Source organism: Bacteroides faecium, assembly GCF_012113595.1.
Classification (GTDB): domain Bacteria; phylum Bacteroidota; class Bacteroidia; order Bacteroidales; family Bacteroidaceae; genus Bacteroides; species Bacteroides faecium.
The window spans coordinates 2,888,437-2,911,789 of record NZ_CP050831.1 but is presented as its reverse complement, the minus strand read 5'-3'; the positions used below and the strand labels follow the sequence as shown (position 1 = coordinate 2,911,789).

At 47.2% G+C, this 23,353-nt stretch carries 13 protein-coding genes; all 13 read right to left on the bottom strand.

Going from position 1 to position 23,353, the window contains the following annotated elements:
- Positions 1–52: 52 nt before the first annotated feature.
- Positions 53–1,630 (bottom strand): glycoside hydrolase family 28 protein, encoded by a 1,578-nt coding sequence (locus tag BacF7301_RS10345; RefSeq protein ID WP_167962517.1) that lies wholly within the window; start codon positions 1,628–1,630, stop codon positions 53–55.
- Positions 1,631–1,655: 25 nt separating this feature from the next.
- The gene (locus tag BacF7301_RS10340) at positions 1,656–4,070 is read right to left on the bottom strand and encodes a pectinesterase family protein (RefSeq protein ID WP_167962515.1); all 2,415 of its coding nucleotides are present in this window, start codon (positions 4,068–4,070) and stop codon (positions 1,656–1,658) included.
- A 42-nt stretch (positions 4,071–4,112) separates the two neighbouring features.
- Entirely contained in the window at positions 4,113–5,966 is a 1,854-nt protein-coding gene (locus BacF7301_RS10335) for a fimbrillin family protein (protein WP_167962513.1), read from the bottom strand.
- Between the two features lie 57 nt (positions 5,967–6,023).
- Positions 6,024–7,676 carry a DUF5123 domain-containing protein gene (locus BacF7301_RS10330; RefSeq protein WP_167962511.1) on the bottom strand — a complete coding sequence of 551 codons (1,653 nt, stop codon included), beginning with the start codon at positions 7,674–7,676 and terminating at the stop codon, positions 6,024–6,026.
- Between the two features lie 22 nt (positions 7,677–7,698).
- A complete protein-coding gene (locus BacF7301_RS10325) occupies positions 7,699–9,603 on the bottom strand; it encodes a RagB/SusD family nutrient uptake outer membrane protein (RefSeq protein WP_167962509.1) in 1,905 nt (634 codons plus the stop codon).
- A 24-nt stretch (positions 9,604–9,627) separates the two neighbouring features.
- A complete protein-coding gene (locus BacF7301_RS10320; RefSeq protein WP_167967168.1) occupies positions 9,628–12,840 on the bottom strand; it encodes a SusC/RagA family TonB-linked outer membrane protein in 3,213 nt (1,070 codons plus the stop codon).
- 44 nt (positions 12,841–12,884) lie between these two features.
- The gene (locus tag BacF7301_RS10315; RefSeq protein ID WP_167962507.1) at positions 12,885–15,278 is read right to left on the bottom strand and encodes a BACON domain-containing protein; all 2,394 of its coding nucleotides are present in this window, start codon (positions 15,276–15,278) and stop codon (positions 12,885–12,887) included.
- Between the two features lie 35 nt (positions 15,279–15,313).
- Positions 15,314–17,119: a DUF5123 domain-containing protein gene (locus BacF7301_RS10310; RefSeq protein ID WP_167962505.1), complete on the bottom strand. Its 1,806-nt coding sequence runs from the start codon at positions 17,117–17,119 to the stop codon at positions 15,314–15,316.
- Positions 17,120–17,134: 15 nt separating this feature from the next.
- Complete coding sequence (locus BacF7301_RS10305) at positions 17,135–18,025, bottom strand: hypothetical protein (RefSeq protein ID WP_167962503.1); 891 nt, start codon at positions 18,023–18,025, stop codon at positions 17,135–17,137.
- Positions 18,026–18,301: 276 nt separating this feature from the next.
- Positions 18,302–19,114, bottom strand: coding sequence for a LytTR family DNA-binding domain-containing protein (locus BacF7301_RS10300; RefSeq protein WP_167962501.1), 813 nt, complete (start codon positions 19,112–19,114; stop codon positions 18,302–18,304).
- Between the two features lie 3 nt (positions 19,115–19,117).
- Entirely contained in the window at positions 19,118–19,900 is a 783-nt protein-coding gene (locus tag BacF7301_RS10295; protein WP_167967167.1) for a LiaF transmembrane domain-containing protein, read from the bottom strand.
- A gap of 155 nt (positions 19,901–20,055) precedes the next feature.
- Positions 20,056–21,684, bottom strand: a complete 1,629-nt coding sequence (locus tag BacF7301_RS10290) for a pectate lyase (RefSeq protein ID WP_369805647.1) — start codon at positions 21,682–21,684, stop codon at positions 20,056–20,058.
- Between the two features lie 35 nt (positions 21,685–21,719).
- Positions 21,720–23,300, bottom strand: a complete 1,581-nt coding sequence (locus tag BacF7301_RS10285; protein ID WP_167962497.1) for a pectate lyase family protein — start codon at positions 23,298–23,300, stop codon at positions 21,720–21,722.
- Positions 23,301–23,353 lie beyond the last annotated feature (53 nt).

Sequence of the window (23,353 nt, the reverse complement as noted above, 5' to 3'; positions counted from 1 at the left end):
GATATCAGGTCATCACACCCAAATCCCCCTTTACTAACTATCCGACTGGCTATTAGTTCTTTGTAAGCAGCCGTTTTTCTGAAATTGTTCCGTATTCTTCGCCGTTGATAGTAATGCCTGTTGCATTCTCTATCTGTATCATCGAATCGTCGGGAGTTTCTATATCCACATTCTCTATATTAATCTTTGCGACTTTGTTAATCACAATGCCTTGCTTCGCACCCGTCACCACCATGTTCTTTATGGATATGTTCTCAATCGGCATTTCGGGAAGTCCGTTCAGATACACTGCCCGTCCGGCTCCCTTGCAGAACACGTCCGAGATATGTATGTTTCTGAATGCCGGAGTTTCTTCGGTAACATCCGGCACAGGCTCACCCGGAGCACCTTTGACAGCATAATACAAGTCGGCAATCAAGGCATCATTCGGGATGTCTATCATATTAATATTGTTGATATAGATATTCTCCACAACACCGCCACGCCCGCGCGCACTCTTGAACCGCAACCCGACATCCGTGCCGATAAAAGAACATTCGGATACATATACGTTCTTCACGCCGCCGGACATTTCGCTGCCAATAACGAATCCGCCATGACCGTGCAGCACCGTATTGTTTCTCACAATCACATTTTCGCAAGGCTCCCCACGTCTGCGCCCGTCTTTATCCTTTCCCGATTTCAGACAGATTGCATCATCGCCCGCGTCGAAGAAACAGTTCGTTATCAGCACGTTCTTACAGGATTCCACATCCAGCGCATCCCCATTCTGCGAATACCAGGGATTGAATACCTTTACATCATTCAACGTCAGGGATTCGCATGACAAAGGATGGAGACACCAACTCGGAGAATTCTTGAACGTCACACCTTCCAAAAGTATTTTCTTACTCTTCACGACACTCAGCAGAACCGGGCGCAACCAGCTTTTCATTTCTTCCCACTCTTCAATACCGATGTCCGGACGCTTGTTTCCCCAGTCCGCCATAAGCACAGATGCTTTCAAAGCTCCTTCGTTGGGATACCACACCTTGCCGCTTTCGTCCACCTTCCCACCGGATTTCAACAGCTTGTTCCACTGCCCTTCCGTCATTTTGCTTTTCTTTACGGGACGCCACTTGTCACCCGCACCGTCGAAAACGCCATGACCGGTAATGGCTATGTTCTCTGCGTTCACTGCCGAGATAGGCGATTGGCAACGTTTGGTATCCAGCCCTTCAAACGAGGTGGTGATTATCGGATATAAGGAAGTATCTCCGCTAAATACTACAAGGGCATTATTTTCCGCATGCAGGTTGACATTGCTGAGAAGTACGACAGGCCCCGTCAGCCACAGCCCTTCCGGGATAACCACCCGACCGCCGCCTTTGTCGTGCACGGCTTTGATAGCATTATTTATCGCTTCCGTATTCAGCGTCACGCCATCGCTCTTCGCACCGAAATCACATATATTCACTTGATAATCAGGAAAAGCAGGACGTTCCACGACAGGCATGGAGAAAGGCAGGTCGGCATATATAGCTTTCAAGTCCTGCCCTGTCCCTGCCGCCTGCGGGGCGGGATGCTGGCAAGCGCAAAGGACGCTTAGGATGGCTGGTACAAGACCAGCCATTTGAATCAATCTATTCATATCTTTTTTACCTTAATATATTGAACTATTTGAACCAGTCGGCATCGGTATATCCGTCCCAACTCATAATGGTTTTGCGTGTACCAAAGTATTGATTGTACTGTTCGCCACTGAGTTGCAGCACTGTGTTGCGTACCGCTGCCGGAATAGATTCGTAGAGGTTGGCTCCCGATTCCGTCTTGCAGTTGTAAAGTTTGCAACCGGTGGCGACAGTAGGCACTGCCGGAGTAAGCGGCTTGTTTTCACCCACAAAGTTGGCACCATATATATCGGCAAACGTACAATTCAAGAAAGTGAGGTTATCCGGTTCGTACTGATAAATCAGGGTAGAACTGGTGACACCTGCGCCCACCGTGAAGCGGCTGTTCAGGAATACATAGCCCAAGTAGCCCTCTCTGACGCGTGCCTGCATTACGGCACGTGTGCCGGTAGGCGCATGGAGCTGGCAGTCTTCAAACAATACTACCTTGCCCGAACCCCAGATAAAGTCGGTAGCTCCGGCTATGAAACAATCTTTGAACCAGTTGTAGCCACCACCCGGAAGCAGGGTATCCTGAAAACTCAACACACGGCAATTAATGAAAGCAGCCGACTTGTTGTTGATATAAAGCGCTTCCGCCTGACCATTCTTGCCCAATGTCCATCCATAAGCATTCTCTATCGTCACATTCTCGAAGCGAATCTTGTCGGAATTTCCATCGAGCATCATCATCGAACGGCCGCCGGACTTGGAAATTACAGTACCGACCGGGGCAAACTGGTCGATGTTGATTCCCGCACCTATGCCGCCGTTGATGTCATTGCTGTTATCGTATTGGATATTGACAGCCGTATTGTCGCTCACATTCCCTTTCACAGTGATATTGGTCTGGTCGCGCAAGTAGATGATTTCCTGATAGATGCCATTATCCATTTGGAAAGTTTTGGAAGCATTCAGGTCGATGTGCGTCGCACAGAAATCAATAGCACCTTGCAAGGTATAGAAGTCAGCGTTGGGGTCGGTATGGCTAATCTTCAGTTCATAATTAGGTCCTGCCGGCATCGGTGCGGGCTTGGTCTTGAAAGTCCATGCACGACCGTATATTCCACGGAAGTCCGTCTGCTTCACGGCAGCCTGGTCTATCGTCACATAATATTCGGTATCATATTGCAGACGTTGTTGGTGAGGCTTGATAATGAAATCGTTGCCTTCCACCCTCACAGGATAATAGTTGACGACACGGCGACTGACGGAAGAACCCGTGGGCGTAATGCCAATAATATCCATCCATGTATTCAACTGAGTTACACCATCAACAATGGATACCCTGCGGTCGGACAGACTGATTTCGTCTACCTGTTTATGGTCGCTCATGCGATAGATACGGATACAACCGCTCGTGCCGAGTTCGGGTGCTGTCCCTTCAAACGAGATTTTCAGTTCGGTATCCGCAAATGCTTGCTGTGTGCCGTCGGCAGGGGTCAGGTTATATCCGGCGACAGGGGTCTTATCACCGTCGGCCGTGCCGTCTTCGTTGCTTCCGTCTTCCCAGGGAGCTGAGGAGTTTCCGGCATCCACACTTTCGAGACGCCCCATTTCTACAAAGCCGCTATCGTCAATGTAGAGCGCAAAGGTATAGCTGTAACCTTTGTGAAATTGCGGAAGGGAGATGTCCAGATTAGTAAATATCCACTCCTTTTCTCTGTCATCCAACACAAAAGAAACTTTGTAGCTATCCTTCAGTGATGAAGGAAGAACGATGGCTTCGTAGAAGCCGGTTGTGCCATTGTGATAAGGGGTGATGGTGGCAACAGAGCTTTCGTCAACCGTCAGTACGTCGGTCTGTACATTGAACGAAGCTGCGGTTTGCATCCCTTCAATCCTCACATCACTTACTTCCAACGGTTCTTTCTCCATATTCACGAATTTCAGAATCACTTTAGACAGGCGATGCGTAAAGTTCAGCGAGATATGGGGAGCAGTCTCTTCGGAGTAAGTATAGTCCTCGTTCGTGGCAGCATATAGCAGGTCGCAGGCTGTACTGCCCTCTCCTTGTGCCGCCAATTGCACGGGATAGTCAAAATTACGCATATCGGCAGTGTACGGATAATATGCCACGAACTTCACCGGCACTCCGTCGTTTTGTACCTTGAGCGGTGCGGAAGAAGTAAAAGAAACCGATGCTCCCTCTTCCGAGCAGACATAGGGTACGTTCACTGTTTCTATGGCAGGTTCAAGCGTTTTCGCATCCAACACGTATGTCCCAATCTTATCACCCTCGTTCCACGATGAACCGTCTTGGGTGACACGGGTTGAGAAAGCTGTGAGGTCTACACCGAATGTAACCTCGCCCGTAGCAGAGGGTTGTTTGGTGCCCGTTTCCTGCTCGTCGTCCGAGCAAGAAAGGCAAAACAAACTACCTGCCAACAAAGGGTATATTAATGAATGAAATAATTTCATAACCGGATTGTTTAATCAGTATTACAATAATGTCTCAAAAGGTTACCGGGCATTCTTGTACCAACGCGGGTCGCCTGCCTGTGCGTCAATCTTAAGTTTGAAGTTACCGCTTGCAGCGTCTTCAAAGAGTTCGGAGACGGTCATCGAGGTACTTACCCAAGCATTAGGGAAGGCATTCGTATCTATCGGGTTCCCGTGTACATTCACTACTGCATATTTTCCATCTTCGGAAGCTGCCGCATAGTTGCCGGAAAACTCTTGCACATTCATCTTATACCCGATATTAGGATTCCTATCTACGAAACAAGCCGAAACATTATTCTTGTAGTATAAATTACCATTGTTATATCTGCTTTCAAAAGGAGTTGCAGTCAAACCGACCAAGGTACAGTTCTCCACAGTTACGGCTACATTATTCGCATCTTTTACGTAAACAGCACGCTCTGTCATATTGTAAAGTGTAGAATTGGTGATAGTGATTGCTTTAGAACCATAATAGTTGAATACGCTTTTCATATTTACAAACTGGCAGTCGTCGATGAGTACAGCGGAAAGCAGGTTTTGTGCTCCATTATCTCCATCCGGCCAGTCGCAAACAGTCTTCATCGTAGAGAAGTTGCACTTCTTCAACTCTATGACAGCATCAGCCGAGAGTTGAGCCGTTTCATTGTTTGTCAATAAGGCGGTTGAGTTATCACCTGTAATATCCAGATTATTCAATGCAATCTTTTGAAGTTTATTATATTGGATTTGTTTCAGATTCACTTTCACCTGTTCTTCGGTATCACCAATCAGCAACAACTCTGTCACAGCTTCGGGCACTACGATTGCATCGCTAAAGGTATAACCTTCCGCATTGGCAGCAAACACTAACGCAGCCTTGCCGGAAGCACCGGACAATACTGTCGACAAGTCTGTTTCCGCAGTAACCGCTTTCTGAGCATAGTCGGCAGGGATAGCTTCATTCTCGGATACTTTGTCACCGTCGCCGTCTTCGCTTCCACCATCACCCCAAGGAGTGTTGCCACCATTACCGCCACCGATTTCTCCGCTAGTTTCCTTACCCACATTGATATTGAAAGTGTATTCATTGCCAGCTATAAACTTATCTATCCGGCTGCCTTCGGGCACGGTGTACTGATACTTGCCGCCGTCTGCCATAATGGTAAGAGACAGTTTGTTTACCAGTTCTTCGGCAGGCAGCATGATACCGATAAATGACTTATCGCCTGTTTTCTGCAAATCAATAGACTTCTGTGTATCCATATTGCCCAACGTACCGTCTATCAGGTTGAAAGTGGCAGTCGTATTCATACCGCCTACTGTTACGCTTGTCACACTCGATACATTCTCATTCGTTATATTTACACGCAAAAGCACCAACTGATGATGGAAAGTAAACGCCAGTCCACCCGCCAACAGGGATTCCGTAGATTGGTTGGCAGCCTTTGCCCACATTAAATCGTGGGCAGAGACACCGTCGGACTGGTCGCTCAGGTCTACTTTATAAAGCGCTGCCGTGACATCAATCACATTCGCAGCCGTATTATAGGGATAATAAGCTACGAAGTTGGTAGGCATATCATAGATAGCTATTCCCGGATTGGACGAGAAATTCACGGTACGTCCTTCGCCCACTGTGGCATATTTTACATTAAGGGCATCGTTCAATACATTCTTGTCTTCCGTGTCGAACATATATATACCTATGGCATCACCACTCTCCCACTCACTGGTTTCGCTATTCAACCGTGTAGAGAAACGGTCGTTGCCCGAACTGATAGAACTAAGTCTTTTCTGACCGTCGCCATCCGTAAAAGAACTCTCATTAACTTCGCTACATGCTACCGCCATAGTGCCGGCAACGGCTAAAAGAACAAATGTTTTCAGATTCATACTATTATATTTTAGTGTATTCCTAATCATGTTATTTCATTATATCTATTTATTTTTTTAAGGTAACCAACGCGTATCTCCTGCACGGCTGCTTACTATCGGAGAAGAACTGTCCTTAATCGTCAAGTCTCCATTAGCAGGGTCGGCAAAGAGTTCGTCTGCCGTAACTTCAAGGTCGGTTGCACTCATCTTACTGCCACCCAACGCATAATCTGCTGTGGTATAGTTGTCAGAGAACGTGGTAGTGGTATTCGCACCGATAGCATACAGGTCGCCACAAGGAGACGCCAGCAAAATACCCTGCAATACCAATTCGGAGCCTACGGCGGATTCGATGTTAATCAGACGTTGGTTGCGGCTGTAATTGTAGATAGTCACATTCTTATACTCCAAGTGGATAGGCTTATCCATATAAGGTGCATAGAAGAGATTACCCCAACCATACCCGCTGGTTCCGTCATTATCATTGCTGAACGTACAGTTGCGGAAGATAGCACGGTCAAACTGGTCATGAGATACTCCATTGGTTTTGTCAAAGGACTGAAGATTAATCATACCAAATGCACTGGTTTGCCATCCGCAACCTTCAAAACGGCATCCTTCCATCTCAAAGTTCATAACGTACTTGGCATTAGCTTCTTTATGACGCCAAAAACCACGACGCAGACTTATGAAGTCACAATTTACAAAGCTGACATTCTCTATTGTATATGTACTACCAGCATTCATAAAGTAATTATTGTTTGCTTCATGCCGGAACTCGATATTATCAAATTCGAGACTAGCGATATAAGAACCGGCTGCAACGTCCCAACTGCCTTCTAAAATAACCACAGGCTTAACCCCATCGCGACTACCCGCCAAGCGGAAGCCTTTCATCAGGGCAAACGGAGTGACACGGTAGGAAGAACCTGCCGGCAGGTAATATTCCGTACCTTCGGGCACTTCAGGGTCAATGTCGTTATTCAGCAACATGGCGGACAAGTCATCATCCAAACCTACCTGTATAGACATGGCCGACGGCCCGGCTGTGCGGAACGTCACCTGATTGTAGGGCTTGTCATACTTACGCGGTTTGCCGGTGTCATACAGATTGACGGCATACAGCGTGTTTTTGGTCAAGCCGTCCACTTCGGCATATCCCTGCATCATCTCTTCAATAGTGAGGTAGCGGCTGACGCCGGGCAGTGTGGTATCCATCATAGGCATGATACTGATACTATCCACCGGATTCTGTTTATTGTCTTTCTTCCAGCGAATCACAGCCGATGATTCCGTAATCTCAGTTTTGGAAACATCTTCCACCAACTTGGCATACTCTGGACGCGCTTCGGTAGAGGCGCTGACGTAGCTCCACTGCGAGTTGTTGGTAGCTTTGGGAGCATTGCTGCGCACACGGATATAGAAAGTCGTCCCGTAAGGAATATCATCGACGAACACGTAAGGTTCGGTCGTCTCTATCTCCATAAACAGACTATTGTAATATTGGTCTTGATGAAGCTCCACCGTATAAGAGGTGGCTTCGTTCACTTTATACCATACCATTGTCACCGAGTTTCCTTTCACTTCCGGTTTCTCCAATACAAACCGGGGTTGGAAGAGGTCGTCCACTTTAGTATATTTATCATCTTCCTCGCAGCCCACAAGCAGAGTACCGCACAATAGGGCGGGCAGCATAGCCGTTGCAAGTCTTTGTAATAACTTTATCATAACGTTTTGTCTTTTTACTGATTTAGTATCCATAATAGTTCCGAATCAATCCGCGGTGGTCCGTTATGACCTTTGAAGGATAAGGACACAGGTATCTCACAGGGTCGGTAGGTTTCACCGATTTATCATTGTTCTTGTTGATAAATCCACGGAAGCTCCAGGAAATGGCGTCCAGCGTTTCGTAAACCTGTGTTTCCTTATTCAATACCAACCATCCCAACGCATATTCCAATACCGTATATCCGGCAGGACGCCCCACACCGGGCCCGTATTCATCAATACCTACAATATCCAATATCTTTCTATCGGGATGTTCGGGGTCTGCCACCTGCTTGTAGTAGATATTGGCTGGCACTTTCTCTATACCCGGCACATAAGTCCCGTTTGCCACCAGTCCCCAATTACTCATCTCGTTATAAAGGTTATAAATCACTTCACCGTACTTGTTCCAACGTGCGAGGTCGTACTTGCGGATACCTTCTCCGCCAAACTCCCACTTGCGCTCGTCCATGATAGCCTGGAAGAAATCCGCTTCATTGGTCAGCCTTTCCACATAACTCTCTACCTTATCCGTCCATTGAGCCGCATCGAAAGCACGGCGGCGGACACGCTTCAACGCTTCTTTGGCATCATCGCGCGGTCCGTAGAGTTCGTTTACAGCCTCAGCGTACATCAGCAGTACATCGGCAAAGCGCATACGCACGCTATTGATTCCCGTATTGGAACCACTGGAAGCACCCAGCGGGGATTGCATATAGAGCTTTGACCATTTCCCGGCTCCCATGCCGGCTACGCCCATATCAATCTCCTGATTCAAGTCTTTATCATATTTATAAGGCACGCAAGTCATGTCGCGGCGCAGGTCGTCCTTATCAAATGAATAGATGTAAGTTCCGCAGAAAGTCACATAGTTGCGGGCACTGCCATAGGCATGCTTGCCTTCCGCAATAGTGACACCGATATTATAGCCGTAACGGCTGGTGACGCTCTTCAACATCGGAACGGCGAACAGTACATCATCATTGTTGGCTGTTTTCCAGTTACACTCGTTCACCCATAAATTTTCAAAACTTTGGGTAAAGTCATGCTTGCCCTCTTTAATCACTTTGCCCAGATAGGTGACGGCAATCCCGTAGTAGTGTTCAAAGTTATCGCCACGTTCCATGTAGCCCACATGAGTCACATCATCCTTGTCGGCACGAAGCGTCCAACCGCCACGATAAAGAGCGAGTTGCCCGATAAGCGCCTGACAATATTCACGGGAAGCACGTTCCACGCCATAATCCAAATCAGCGGCATATTTCATCATCGGCTCTACGGCTATCAAGTCGTTTATCAGATATTCTAAAATAACATTGCGGTCGGTAGTGCCCAGACTGAAAAAGTCGTCGGTAGATTCTGTAGGCTCCGTGACAAACACCACGTCGCCCCATGTGCGAATCAAGTCCAGATAGAGCATGGCACGAAGTGTCTTCACTTCCCCGTACATCTGCTGTGTCTCCGTAGGAGCTACACCACTGGTTATTTGGGTATCAAACAACGGTGACTCCTGCACAGCCTGCAAAAAGTCGTTGGCATAGTTGATGGCGTAATATAAATTGTTCCAGGTATTGTTCAACACCGCCCATGTGGGACGGGAGTCAAAGCAGCCGATATCAGAACCGTTGGTATTGACCGTGTTGTTCTTGAAAGAGCTCATCTCCACATCGGTATTCGTATTCAAGCCACTGGCAAGATTGCTTCCGTACAATCCGTCTTCCGTCATGGAAGAGTAGATGCGCGTCATCAACGCTTTCATCTCCGATTCGCTGGAGAATACGTACTCGGGAGTAAAGCCGGAAGCCGGCTGCACGTCCAGGAAATCATCGCAAGATGCCAGGGAAAACAGGGTTCCGGCAATGAGTGAGTATATCAGTTTCTTATTCATAGTTCTTCTTTTTATAGATTTCAATTAAAAAGTCAACTGTGCGCCGAAGGTATAAGTGCGGCTGCGCGGATAACGGTTGTAGTCAATATTCGGTGTCAGACCGGTGGCGATGTTCACTTCGGGGTCATAGCCGCTATATCCGGTAAGGACAAACAGGTTGTTGCCCGATACGTAGAAACGCACTTTGTTCAGACCTACTTTCCTCGTCAATGCAACAGGCAAAGTATAGCCGAAGGTAGCCGAATTAAGGCGCAGGAACGAACCGTCTTCCACGGCATACGACATACTGATAGGTCGTCCGATAGAAGTAGGATTCCACATCGTAGCATCCTTATTGAACTCTGCCAGCACTTCCGGCTGGTAACGAATTTCGTTCCCCATATCGTCGAAGTTGCGCCAGCGTTTGTTAGAAGCTATATCCATCAGGAAGTTGTTTTCCTTATTGTCCGCCCAGGTAGTCAGCATGATTTTGTTGGCATTCAATACGTCGAAATCATACATGAAGCTGAAGAACACATTCATATCAAATCCTTTGTAAGTAGCGTTCAGACCAAAACCGCCCGAGAACTTCGGAGTAGTGTTACCAATAACGGTACGGTCGGCTTCCGTCAACTGATAAGGATTGGTGCTGTTGGGGTCTACCGGAGTCAGTTTCTTGAACTTGGCATTACCGGGACGCGGAGTGTCGGACAACGGACTTGAATCGACCACACCCTCTTTCAGTTTCCATGTACGGGCTTGCGCATCGAAAGATACAAAGTCGTCTACGGTATAAAAGCCGTCGTTCACGTATCCGTAAATCAGACCACTTGTACCGCCTACATAGGCACGGTAGTCGTCGGAATTCACAACGTCGTTTCTCCAGCCCGAAGTAAGTATCCATTCCTTTTCGCCGCTTGCCAGCTTATCAATCTTGTTTTTGTTGTGACCGATATTGAAGGTAGCGTTCAGCGAGAAGTCTTTCGTCTCTACCAGCCAGGCATTCAACTGGAGTTCGATACCGCGGTTCGATGTCTGTCCGACGTTGGTCATCAGTTTGGTATAGCCTGTGTAACCGGGAATGTCCGAAGGCACTAACAGGTCTTTTACCGTATTCCAGTAGTATTCGATAGTACCGCTGAGACGTTCTTTGAAGAAGCCGAAGTCAAGACCGATATTGCGTGTAATGGTCTTTTCCCACTTCACATCGGGATTGTACACATATTTGGTGTTATAGAATGTGTAGTAGTAATGGCTTGTTTCACCCCACCCTGCCGGACGGTTATTGTTGGCACGATACAATTTCTGATAAAGGTCGGTATCAATACGGTCGTTACCGGAAATACCGTAACTGAATCTCAGTTTCAAGTTGGACACTACACGACTATCTTTCAGGAAATCTTCGTTGGACATACGCCATGCCAATGCCCCTGCCGGGAAGAATCCCCAACGGTTGCCGGACGCGAACTTGGAAGAACCGTCGGCACGCAACGTCACCGTAGCCAAGTATTTATCATTATAACCATAGTTGATACGACCGAAGAAAGAGGATATGCGTGAAGGAGAATCGGATGACGAGGTATTCTGATAAGCAGTACCCAGTGACAGATTATCAAATGCTTTTTCCGCCGTGATAGTTTCAGGAAGATAACGGGTAGAGAAAGTCTTGGTGGTCGTTTGGTTATGCTTGATTTCCTGCCCCATCATCAGGTCAATGTTATGTACATCTTTCAACATGAAGTTGTAACTCCACACATTGGTAAGCTGCCACTTGGTGCCTTGCTTCATACTCCATTCAGCCATAGGCTGGTTGTTGTTATTGCGGGCATTACTAGTACCCATGCCCCAGAAGCGGCGTTGCTCTTCCGAATTGTTCTCAAAACCGAACTCGGTGCGAAAAGTCATACCTTTTATAATGTCCCATTTAACGGCACCCATCGTATTGAGAGACTTGTTGATTCTCTTTTTATAGTTTTTTTCCGATTCTTCTATCGGATTGAAACGGGTTACTTCGTCCAGTTGGTCGGGGTCAAAATAGGTATCGTCTTCAGGAAGCGTCATATATTCGTCCAGCCCGGTGGTAGGTCTTTCGCGCAAGGCTGTCAGCAAGCTGACGCCTTCCGTTCCCGAACCGTCCACTTCCTTGTGCAACAAACGTGTGCGATATTCCAGGGTCAAGAATTTGAAAGGTTTGAAGTTGAAAGAAGCATTCATATTATTTTGCTTCAAGCCATTGCCTACCATCACGCTCGGCTGGTCTTGATGGATAAAGGAAAGTTTGTATTTGGCTTTCTCCGTACCGCCGTTCACGCTAAGGTCTACATACTTCGCCACCGGATTGGAGCCGAACACTTCGTCCTGCCAATCGGTTCCGGGGTTGCCCTGATAGATGTAGTGCTCGTAAGCACGTCCGTATTTATTATTAAAATCCGTAGGGTTAGAACTTTTCTGGCGGGCGTTTTCATATTGCATCAGCACAAATTCGTAAGGATCCATCACGTCGAGCTTTTTAGACAACTCTTTGGTCTGTACGTAAGTGTTCAGATTGATAACGACCCGCCCTTCGGTGGGACGCTTGGTCGTTACCAGGATTACACCGTTAGCGCCACGCGCACCATAGATAGCGGTAGAAGCCGCGTCTTTCAATACCTCGATAGACTCGATATCGGTAGGGGGAACATCATTCAAACTGCTTACTTCGAATCCGTCCAGTATGATAAGCGGGCTGTTATCTTGTGTGATAGAACCGCCGCCACGTACCAGAATCTTGATTTCAGCATCGGGAGAACCGTCTACAGTGGTCACCTGCACGCCCGGCAACTTACCGACGATAGCTTCGCCGACAGAAGTGGTCTGTACTTTCTCCAGTATCTTGCCGGATACGCTGGCAATAGAACCGGTCAGGTTACCTCTTTTCTGTGTACCGTAACCGATAACCACCACATCGTCCAACATGCCGACTGCTTCTTTCATATGAATATTAATGTTCGAGGTACGTCCCTTCAACGGTTCCTTTGCCTCTTCCATACCTACATAGCGAACTATCAACACGGCTTTGGCTACATTGGGCACACTAACCAATGTAAATTTACCATCCAAATCGGTTGTGGCACCTATCGAAGTGCCTTGCACCGTCACTGTGGCACCAATCACCGGCCCCATGTCATCGGTCACCGTACCGGTCACGGTAACATTCTGTGCCATAGCACCCACCGCTACCCACAGCAGGATAAATATGTTTATGATTATTTTATTCATCATTCTATGCTTTTATTATAAATAGATTTATTTGCTCCACAGCTTTATTTCTTTTCCATTACTACCCCGCCTTGGTTCTGATAGTAGACAATGTGCTGCACCAGATTGTGAAAATAAACTTCGATATTCGGATAGCGTCCGTTAGGGTCGACCGATGAATTGATTTGCCATGCGTCACCCGGGTCGTTGGGGTTCAGCCCATAAGCCTCTTCCCATATATCGGGGATACCGTCACCGTCCGTATCAGCCCAGGGCTTTAATGACTTCACGGCGATATAACCTTCGGTATCCGATACGGTGTCGATTATTCCGGGTTGTTTGTCCTTGCCATCTTCTTCGGGTTTGGAACCGATATGGGTATAAGTACCATCCCTTACTTCGCGGACTACACGCTGGTCTATCAAGTCTCTGCGCAGAGAGGCTCCGGCATATTCGAGCACTTTGTCGTAAGCTTGTGCGGCTGTATGATTGGTCACTTTGCTGTAAGGCTGATAGTCCGCCATCTTCATAGCTTGCTTGTCGGCATCGGAAACATTACCCAGTGAAGAGTCGAATTGTTCCCAGACTCCTTTTGTCCAATTGTCGGCAGTTGTGATGGAGTTGCCTGCTACATAGTTGCCGTTGATATAAGCTCTGGCAGTAGGGTCGCTCGACAGGATACGGTAAGAGCGGTTGTTGGTTCCGGTGGCAGGCCCCGGTTTGTAGTAGCAGTTGGTAAGATTGAAAGACGCGTATTTTCCGCCGTAACTGCCTTGTCCTCTTCCACTCCAATTGTAATAGACATTGTTCCGCACGTCAAAATATCCGGTAAAGTCGTAGGACTCTTGTGTGCCGGGAGCGGACAAATCGGAGATACGCGGGCAACGGCTACCGTGGTGTGCCAGTAAGATATGGTGGAACGATGCGTTGTCACCACTGAACATAGCTCCGTAACCGTGAGCGCCCTTGGCGTGATTAGACAGGTTCATGCTTTCGGAAGCAATACACCATTGTGCCGTAAAGTTCCGCACCCCATAGAAAGTCAATGTCTCGTCTACGCTCCAGCCTGCCGTAACGTGGTCGATAATGGCATCTTTAAAATAACGGCCGCCGATAGCGTCTTCACCATAATCGGCAAACTGGTCGCCGGGACGGCAACGTAAGAAGCGGACAACGGCATTCAGGCTGGATCCTGCTCCCAGAGCCGGGTCTTTAGCGAGGTTGAAGGTGAAGTTGTAATTCTTCAAGGTGATACCGTCACCCGGTGCTGTCTGTCCGATGATACTCAGATTCGGAAATTCGTTCAGATACAGGCCTCTTTTCAGCTCGATGATACCGGACACGTCGAAGATAATAGTACGCGGCTGGTTGGATTTCTCAATTCCGTAACGCAAACTTCCCTCGATAGGAGTTTCGTTTTTATTATAGTCTGCCAGCGTTGTCACACGATAGATTTCTCCACCACGACCACCGGTAGTAAAACGTCCACCACCTTCAGCACCCGGGAAAGCCAAGATAGAAGCAGAAGTGTCGTCACCGATGCTTGTATCGGGTTTTCCGTATTGGAAAACGGTAAGTGTCTTATCCAATATCTTGACTGTTGCCACACGTGGCAATGGGCTGTTACTGTTATCTTCTATATTCAGTACGATTTCGTCGGTTGTAGAATTCCTCTTGTCCTGCGTAATCCAAGTTTCGGATATGGAAGCGTCGTAATCCACCGGATTTTCTCCTTGTGGAGCGGAGACAACCAATGTACGGCATTTATAAGGAATGATGTATTCGTCCTGTTCTATGGTTACCTTACCACTTACTCCGTCCTGCGTCACTTTCAAAATGCGTTGCAATGTGTAGTCGCCTACGGAATTGAATGCTAGAACTGCTGTCCTGTCTTTCTGGTTCGTATTGGCATCCACAGCGAACGTTACTTCATCAGTAGCGAAACTACGGGTTTTCGGTGTTGTCTCCTTCAACTTAATCCAGTTGTATTCTTCGGCTATATCCAAATCCCATTCCACGTTTGCCACTACTTTGCAGACAAACGTGCCTTCCCTGAACGGCAAGGGGTCTGACGAATAATCGAACAAAATATCCGGGTCGGCTCCGAGTTGCTCAACGCTAATCTCCTGTTCCAATGTAGAGCCTGCGCCCGACATTGAAACTTTTACCGTACCTGTACGTTTGGGACCGTCCGTATTCTCGGTGAAGAACAGGCGAAGGTCGTCGTTGCCCTCTCCCGAGTTTTTGGATACACTCAACCAGCCACCTGTCGAGGTCACCTCGGCAGTCCATTCAGAGGTAGCCGTCACGTTGATTGTGAACGAGCCGTTCACATTTGTCAGCTTTACCTCGTTTTTCGACACTTCCAGTTTGGCGGCAGTTACAGCAGCATTAGATTCGTCATCCGAACTACATGCGCTTAACAGTCCTGCCAACAATATGAATAGAAAATATCTCATGTCATTTATCTGTTATATTGTTAATACTCTATTGATTACTTTATCCAATATGAATCACCGATTCTGTTGATATACACCTCGGAACTGGTATCAGTGATAGTGAAATCCCTGCCTGCCACGTCCTTGAAGAGTGTTTCCATTGGGAGAGCGGTTTCTACCGGTATTTCTGCGGTATCCACTCCCCAGTTAGCTACCACAAATCCATTGGTGCGATAGTTATTCTCGACGGTCTTGGTTGTAATATTTCTTGTTGTGAACAGGGTTCCCTTATCGGCTTCACAGACACCGCTGAAGAGGTTATTACGGACAACCAAGTTGAATGAGGACGTATTCTTCGGATTCAAGTCAAAGAAGGTCATTGCAGCAGGAGCCATACTTACGAATGTGCAGTTTTCTACTGTCACGCTCAATTCTCCCGTCATGCTGCCCAAACCGGTTATCAAGGCCCTCGTCAAGTTGTTGGCATGGAAGGTGGAGTTCTTGAATACGAAGTTATGTACCGGTGCGTCTTGCTTGGTAGAAAGTCCGAACAGACCGCTTCCACCGGAATTCAAGCCTAAGAAACGGCAGTTTTCTATTATTATATTATCGGCAATCTGCTTTTGGGCGGCATCTACTTCCTGATACCACATCGTACGTATCAAGTCGCTTATCTCGCAGTTCTTCCAAGAGAAAGTAGTAACATGGAAAGCTTGGTTCTTAAACTTAAAGAAGTCGGAAGTCGTCACTTTTATCTTCAGATTCTCAAAGTGGAAGGCTTCAATGATGGCATCGGGACAATTGATGCTCATGTTCCCCATTTCCATATATGCCGGTTTCTCACCTTCACCCGGTGTCTGTCCCATAATATAAAGGGCTTTCGGAATCTCGGTCTGCGTACCTAACTTATAGGTGGCTCCGGCTTTCAGGAAGAGTTTCACCTCGTTCACTGAAGCATCTGCCAACATCGACTTACAGATAGATTCCAGATTTTCTTCCGGACTTACATATCTGTATCCATCGGGGATTCTCATCGGAGCTTCGGGATTGATGTCTTCTTCTGTCCATCCTTCCGAAGCAATCGTTACAGTGTAATCCTGTATAATCGGCTCGTCCACATTGTTAAGTGCAAATGCAACCTGCACAGTATCATCAGGCAGAATCGCGAATGCTCCGTCAATGGCCTTAGCTTGAATCACAGTATTATTCTTGTCCAAATATTCAATACGCACAGATACCTGTTCGTTTTCACTCTGTGTTTCAAAAAGTACAAGGTCATCCGTATAATTTACGCCACCGGTAGTTGTCTCTTTCTCGCGTTGCACCTCTGTCGGAGCCTTTACAAAAGTGGCATCTGAAAGTTTGTAGCCGGAGATAGGGGAAGAGACTACCGCACGTAATTTCGAGTAGCTCTTATCTGATTTACGGTCGGTAGACTTTAAGCGAAGCACGCCTGTACGACTATACATACGCACACTAAGCGGTTCATTGAACGGAGATTTGTATGTCACCGGCGACGAAATAGCATACTTAGTTTTAGCTGTCGGGTCTTGACTTATCACCACATCATTCAGATTCTTCGGAGCAGGAATAGAATCGGATTGTGTAGTGGAAATAATGTTATAGCTCCCATCAGCCAACTGAAAGCGGTAAAGCGATGAATAATTAGCTACATACTCACCGTCGGATGCATAGATAAACAGAGGTTTGTTGGACGCACCCGCATTCACAGCCCACGGCTCATCGTCCAAAAACAACTCTATTTCCTTTACTACCGAAGTAGCGTATCGTTCTTCTTCAGAACAAGCAATTGTCCCCAACAGGAGCGTCAGCCCTGCCAGCGAATAGAATATACTTCTCATATAGACTCCTGTTTTTTAAAATTCTGAAACTTCTATTGTAAACGGTCGAGTGGGTGCAGCTTTCTCCTTATACGCAGCCGTGCGCACAACAGCCCAAGGCTCGTCCAGATAATTCTCATCCGTAATCTTCATGTGTACGGTAGAACGCTTGGACGGCTCAAAGCCTATACCTGTATCCAGGGGACTGATGATGCGGTTCACCTCTTCGCCCCCTTTCAGATAGACTACATCTATTGATGTTCGGGAACCGCCATTTACGGTAGGGAACGAATAGACCGAAGCGCCAAAACCGGTAGAAAGATTGGTGGAAAAGGTCACATCTTCCAATATACATTCTTTGCTTTTTACTTTATAGCCCACCGCCACATTGGTAAAGGTGACATTCAACTGGTCAAAACGAGTGATTGCATTCAACTCGCTTTCCGTCTCTTTGGGTTGGAACACAGCTTCTCCCACCAGACGTTTCAGTTCCACACTGAGCGAACTGACCGACTTATCCGAGGTAAAACCCACAACATCCGAAATATATACCGGTTTGCGGGCATACACATCTTGATAAACCACCACTTTGGAAAGGCTGTCCGCATCTACCAGGTGTCCGGCATTCGCCACTACAAAAGTTTGCAGGTTCTCCCCTAAAGGAAGGTCTACTTTCAAATTCCCGTTGCTCAAAGGAAGATTCTTTCCATATACCATAGAATCTGTCAGATACACATAGATGCCGATTTCGGTAATTCCCTGTTCGGCAAAAGTTTCAAGACTTGCCCGGCTGAAAGCAACACTGACAGGATGCGTTTCGGGCACATTAGGAAGTTGTTCATTCGGTTTCCATTCATCATCCATCTGCTGTGTACAAGAACAGCAAAGCAGAAACGACAGAAGAAATAAACTTGCTAGATGTTTCATAAATATTAGTTTATATAGTTTAATGATACTCAAGAGTTAACACACTGGTCTTCCGACAGTGCAAAATTGAGAAAACATCAGGAAAAGAAAGAGTAAGATTTAGTAGAAAAGGAGTAAAAAACGGACTTGATTCAAATAATACTCCTTGATTGCAGTCCTATATAAAAAGGATATGCCCTTCATGTGTTATCATTAAACACATGAAGGGTATATCACCAAAAACAGCCGTTTTGAACGGAGAATTATCGGTTACTTTTCTTAATTCATCCGCACTCTTTATAATCCCAGCCTCTCCTTCAGCAGCCTGTAACCGGAAAGGCTTACCCGGAGCTTGACCCCATTTTTCAGCAATAACTGATAGGTTTCTTTTCCAAACAACTCGACACGGGAAATCTGTGTTACGTTGACAATAGTCGAGCGATGGACACGGACAAATGTTTCAGGCGGCAAATGGGTTTCAAAATACTTCATCGTCTGCTCTTTCAGGTATTCCCCCGAAGAAGTGATTAACATCACATAATCGCCACAAGCCTGTATGTAGATTAATTCATCCGCTTTAATCAAATGAATCCGTGAACCGTCTTTCACTGTAATGCGGTCAATCCGTTCTGTCGGCGGCTCTATCGGTGTTTCGGTTATCTGATGTGCAACCAGTTCTTTTTCGAGTTCCTGATTCAATGCTTCTTCTTTTGCGGTAATCAAACGATACCAAAGGATTACCGCAATCAAAACGGGCAATCCGAACAATAGCCGGAAAGGCACTGTCTGTGCAAAAGGGATATAGGATGCACCCGCTATCCGCACCATGATGTCACAAACCATGAAACTACCTGCCAGCCAAAGCAAGCTCCCTACCGCTATCATGATAACATCTGTCTGAAACAATGAAACAAGCCCGACAACATACCACGCCAGATAGGCCAAAGCAGCCAACCAACCAATCGTTGCTATCCCGTCTACCAATGCAGGAAGGTAGTCAGCTCCGGTGTACAGGCAGACCAATGCTACCTGTGCCGCAACCAAAACCAGCAAAAGCACCAGCATCGGAATCCAGCGATAAGGGTAATCTATAATCGGATGTGCTTTCATACGCTAGTCTTTTATCTCCAAGCCTCCGAAAGAAAGCGTGCCCCGAATTACTAATACGCTCTCATGGTTAATATTCCCGTTTTGCCAACGCTTATCATCACAGCCGCCGAAGAATGCATTGCATTTGAATACTACTTTCCAATCGGACGGGACATAGATTTCAACTCCTCCCCAACTGCAATCCAGGTCGATATAGGTTTCGCCCGGCGCGATGTGAGTATGGCGCAAGTCAATGACCGTACCTCCGAACGAGGTGCGAACGGTAGCTCCCTTGAACAGTTCATCGAGTACGACGTGGCGCGCCGCTCCCCAGACATTCTCCGAACGCAAAAAGCCGTCGACAGATTCGAACTGTTGTTGCTCTTCTTTAAAGTTCATGCCCGGCCCTCTACGCTTCATCCACTCCTTACGGTGACGTGCCATATGGTTATGCGACCAGGGTCCTCTCCTGCGGGACTTGAAAAACAGCAAGATACCCGCTATTATCAAAGCAAGAGGCCAGACCATTGCCTGAGAGTTCTCAGGCAACCATGATAGTCCTCCCAACAGAAAATAAACACCAATCAGCAGAAGAATGATTCCTCCTACAAAATGGCGGCGTATCATCGAATATACACCTAATATAATAAAGAGGGAATACCAGGACACTATCGTACTAAACAACTCAGCAGTAATCCATCCCATATTGCGGGCAAACAGCAGTATCCCCGAAAGGATAAAAAGCGAAGCTACCAGATATTTACCGGAAAAGCCTGTAGCAGACAAAGTTTTTTGTTTCTCTTCCATCATTTCTATTATTAATTGATTGATGGTTCAAAGATACGCCATTTCTTTGTGCTTCTACAGGCTTTTCTGTTGATTTACGGTCGATAATCCGATGAATGCCGGATAAAAATCGATGAATTATTTGTCGTCGTTCGTCTTTTGATGAAAAGAAAGACCTATTCTACTACGGTTCCTCCCGCATTTCCAGCTATCATTATCTCATGCACCAAACTGTTCAGATACATTTCAAGATTGGTATATTGACCGTTCTTGTCCACTGTTTTTTCATTACCGTCAGCTTTCCGGGGATTCAAGCCATATTCTTCTTCCCAATAATCAGGAATACCGTCACCGTCCGTATCTGTCATATTTACCCCACTGACTTCTTTCAAAACATCATACGGGTCACTGACTCCCAATACCGCACAAACATCATCCGGTTTGTTGATATATCCTTCCTTATTCTGTGAATATCCGCTTAGTGCAGCCCATTGGCTGGCATCACCGGTGCTGGATGCTTTCTTGTTTCTGACATCACCGACTATCAGTTCGTCTATCTTATCACGAAAATTGCATGCTCCCACGTAAGCCAGCACACGTTCATAAGCAACCGTTGCAGAATGAGTAGTCACCTTGCCCGCCCCTACGACGAGGGCGTCCAATTTTATCTGTTCATGTTGGTTCCACAAAGCGTCAGTAGCACAGTTTTTACTACTCATCTGAGCAAACACACCAGTCTCCCAGTTATTTGCGCTCACAGCAGGATACCCCACCACCTGATTACCGTCAATAAAGAACTTCCCCCACGTCTGAAGCCAGGGACCATAACTGCCGGCTCCCGAATAATTGATAGGATATACATCCGGTTTGGCTATACGATATTGCCTGCCTGTGCTCGCCTTTTCTGTCGCAGGTCCCGGTTTATAATAATTGTTCACGATATTGGTATGCTGGGCTTCGCCTCCATAACAACCTTCGCCTGCCCAGTTGTAGAAAACATTATTACGAATATCCACACGCTCACCGTCATTATTGTTAAGTGCCAATGTAGTATAACGCGGACCAAGGCGAGGAACACGGCTTTCACAATGGGCTATCATATTATGATGATAGGAAGCGTAATGCCCGCCCCAGTTTCCACCGTAACCATGTGCGCTGAAACTATCGCCTGTAATCTTTGCCGGGGTTGCACGCAAGGCTTGGGCGGCAAGACACCACTGTACCGTAGAATTTTGCATACCATAAACAGAAAGACATTCGTCCGTACCCCAACTTATCGAACAATGGTCGACAATCACATTTTTCCTGTCCGAACCTCCCAGTCCGTCGCTGTCCGAATTGATATTGCCCGGACGGAAACGGATAAAGCGGATGATAACATTATCCGAGTTTATAATAAAAGGATAATCCGCTATGCAGATGCCGCCGGGAGAAGTCTGTCCGGCTATGGTCACATCGTCTTTGCCTGTCCTCAAGGCTGATGTCAGGTGAATGGTTCCGGAAACATCAAATACAATTGTCCGCGCCCCACTCCTGCCCAAAGCATAGCGCAAGGAGCCGCTTTGATTATGGTCCTCCAAAGTAGTGACGTGATAAACCGCTCCTCCACGACCACCCGTTGTGTTTCTTCCGTGCCCCTCGGCATAAGGAAAAGCCAGCAATTCCCCGTAATCCAATGTCCGAATCTCAGTTGTTTCGTTCCCATTGCCCTCTCCCATTCCCGGTTCGGTATCTTCTTCATTACTACCGGAGCATGACAGGCAGCCCACTCCTAACAGAAAAGGGAAAAGTATTAAAGATTTCATATCCATATCGTTTCGCTCTTAAAGAAGGCTTTCTGTCATTTTGCCGATGGAAACAGATGTTCCACCAAACTATTCAGATAAACCTCCAGATTGGTATATTCACTGCTCAAATTATACTTGGTTCCATCGGCTGCGCTTTCAGGATTCAACTCATGCTCCGTCTCCCAGTCGTCAGGAATCCCGTCGCCATCCGTATCCTTTACAGCAGTGCCTTGAGCATAGACAGGCCAGCCGCCGGTATCTTCCTGGGAATCTATAATTCCTAAATTACCCTCCACAGAACCTCTATATGTATAAGTACCTGCCCTAGTCTCCGATATGATACGAGTATCAACCGCGTCACGGACAAGAGAAGCGCCGGCATAGTTCAACACGGAGTTATACGCATCCGATGCCGCTTGTGTAAATTCGCTCACATCAGACGTTATTGCGAATTCCGTGGCTGATTTCAAAGAAGCCTCACCTGCCGCCGGAGTTGCCGAAGGCTGCAAGCCTACCCAGTTGTCATTATTTACACTCGTTATCAAACTCTGGAATGTACTGCTGATATTGGGCGAAGTACCGTCGAACACATTACCGGACAAATGGAATACGCCCCAGTTCTCCCCGTTCGCCGGATTTGCATCCGCGTCATTCTTATCGGGCGCAAAAATACGGTAAAGGACTTTCCGACCGCTACTGCCGCCTTCCGCCCGCGCATTGGTTGCCGCTCCCGGCTTATAGTAGTTGTTCACGAAGTTATAAGAACCGCCTTCACCGGCATATCCACCGTTTCCCGACCAATTATAGAATACGTTATTACGCAAATCCACTTTCTCTGCCTCCGGCTGCCCCGTGTAACGGCTGCCGCAAAGACGCGGAGTACGACTATACGCATGCGCTATCAGGTTATGATGGAAAGTGGCGGGCGAACCACCCCAGATACCGCCATAGCCATGATTGCCTTTCGGGTGAATGGAATGATACAGGCTTTCGGACAACAGGCACCACTGCATCGTAAAGTTCGTATTCCCATAAAACGAAGCAATCTCATCGGTACTCCAGCTCATCGAACAATGGTCGATAATAATATCCTTGTTCTCCCTTCCCCAAATGGCATCCGCATCCTTTTCGGTAGCTCCGTTAAAAGTCTCGTCGCCCAAACGGAAACGAAGAAAGCGGATGATTACATTGTCCGCGCTTATCTGGACTGTCCCTCTCTTGATGCAGATTCCCCCACCGGGAGCTGTCTGTCCGGCTATGGTCAAATCTCCGTTCCGGATGGTCAAGTTGCTGGTCAAATCAATGACACCGCCCACCGCAAACACAATCGTACGTGCACCGCTCTGGTTAATGGCATAGCGCAAGGTACCTCTTGTGTTGGTATCTTCCAGTGAGGTAACGGTATATACAGTTCCGCCCGCTCCGCCCAGCGTGTATTTTCCTGCGCCATAGGCACCGGGAAAAGCCGCTATCGCTGTACGATTCGGGGTAGGATAATCCACCAGTCCGGAAGGTTCTTCCGACGGTTCACCGGACTGTCCGGGTAATTCGTCCTGTTCAGGACTACTTGTGGAGCAAGAAGCGGCAGCATACAGCAAAAGTCCGCAAAATCCCCCTATCCATATTTTAGACATAATCGTTCTATTCTTAATTAAAAAAATAGGCAAGCAGCCAGGGCTAAGAGAAT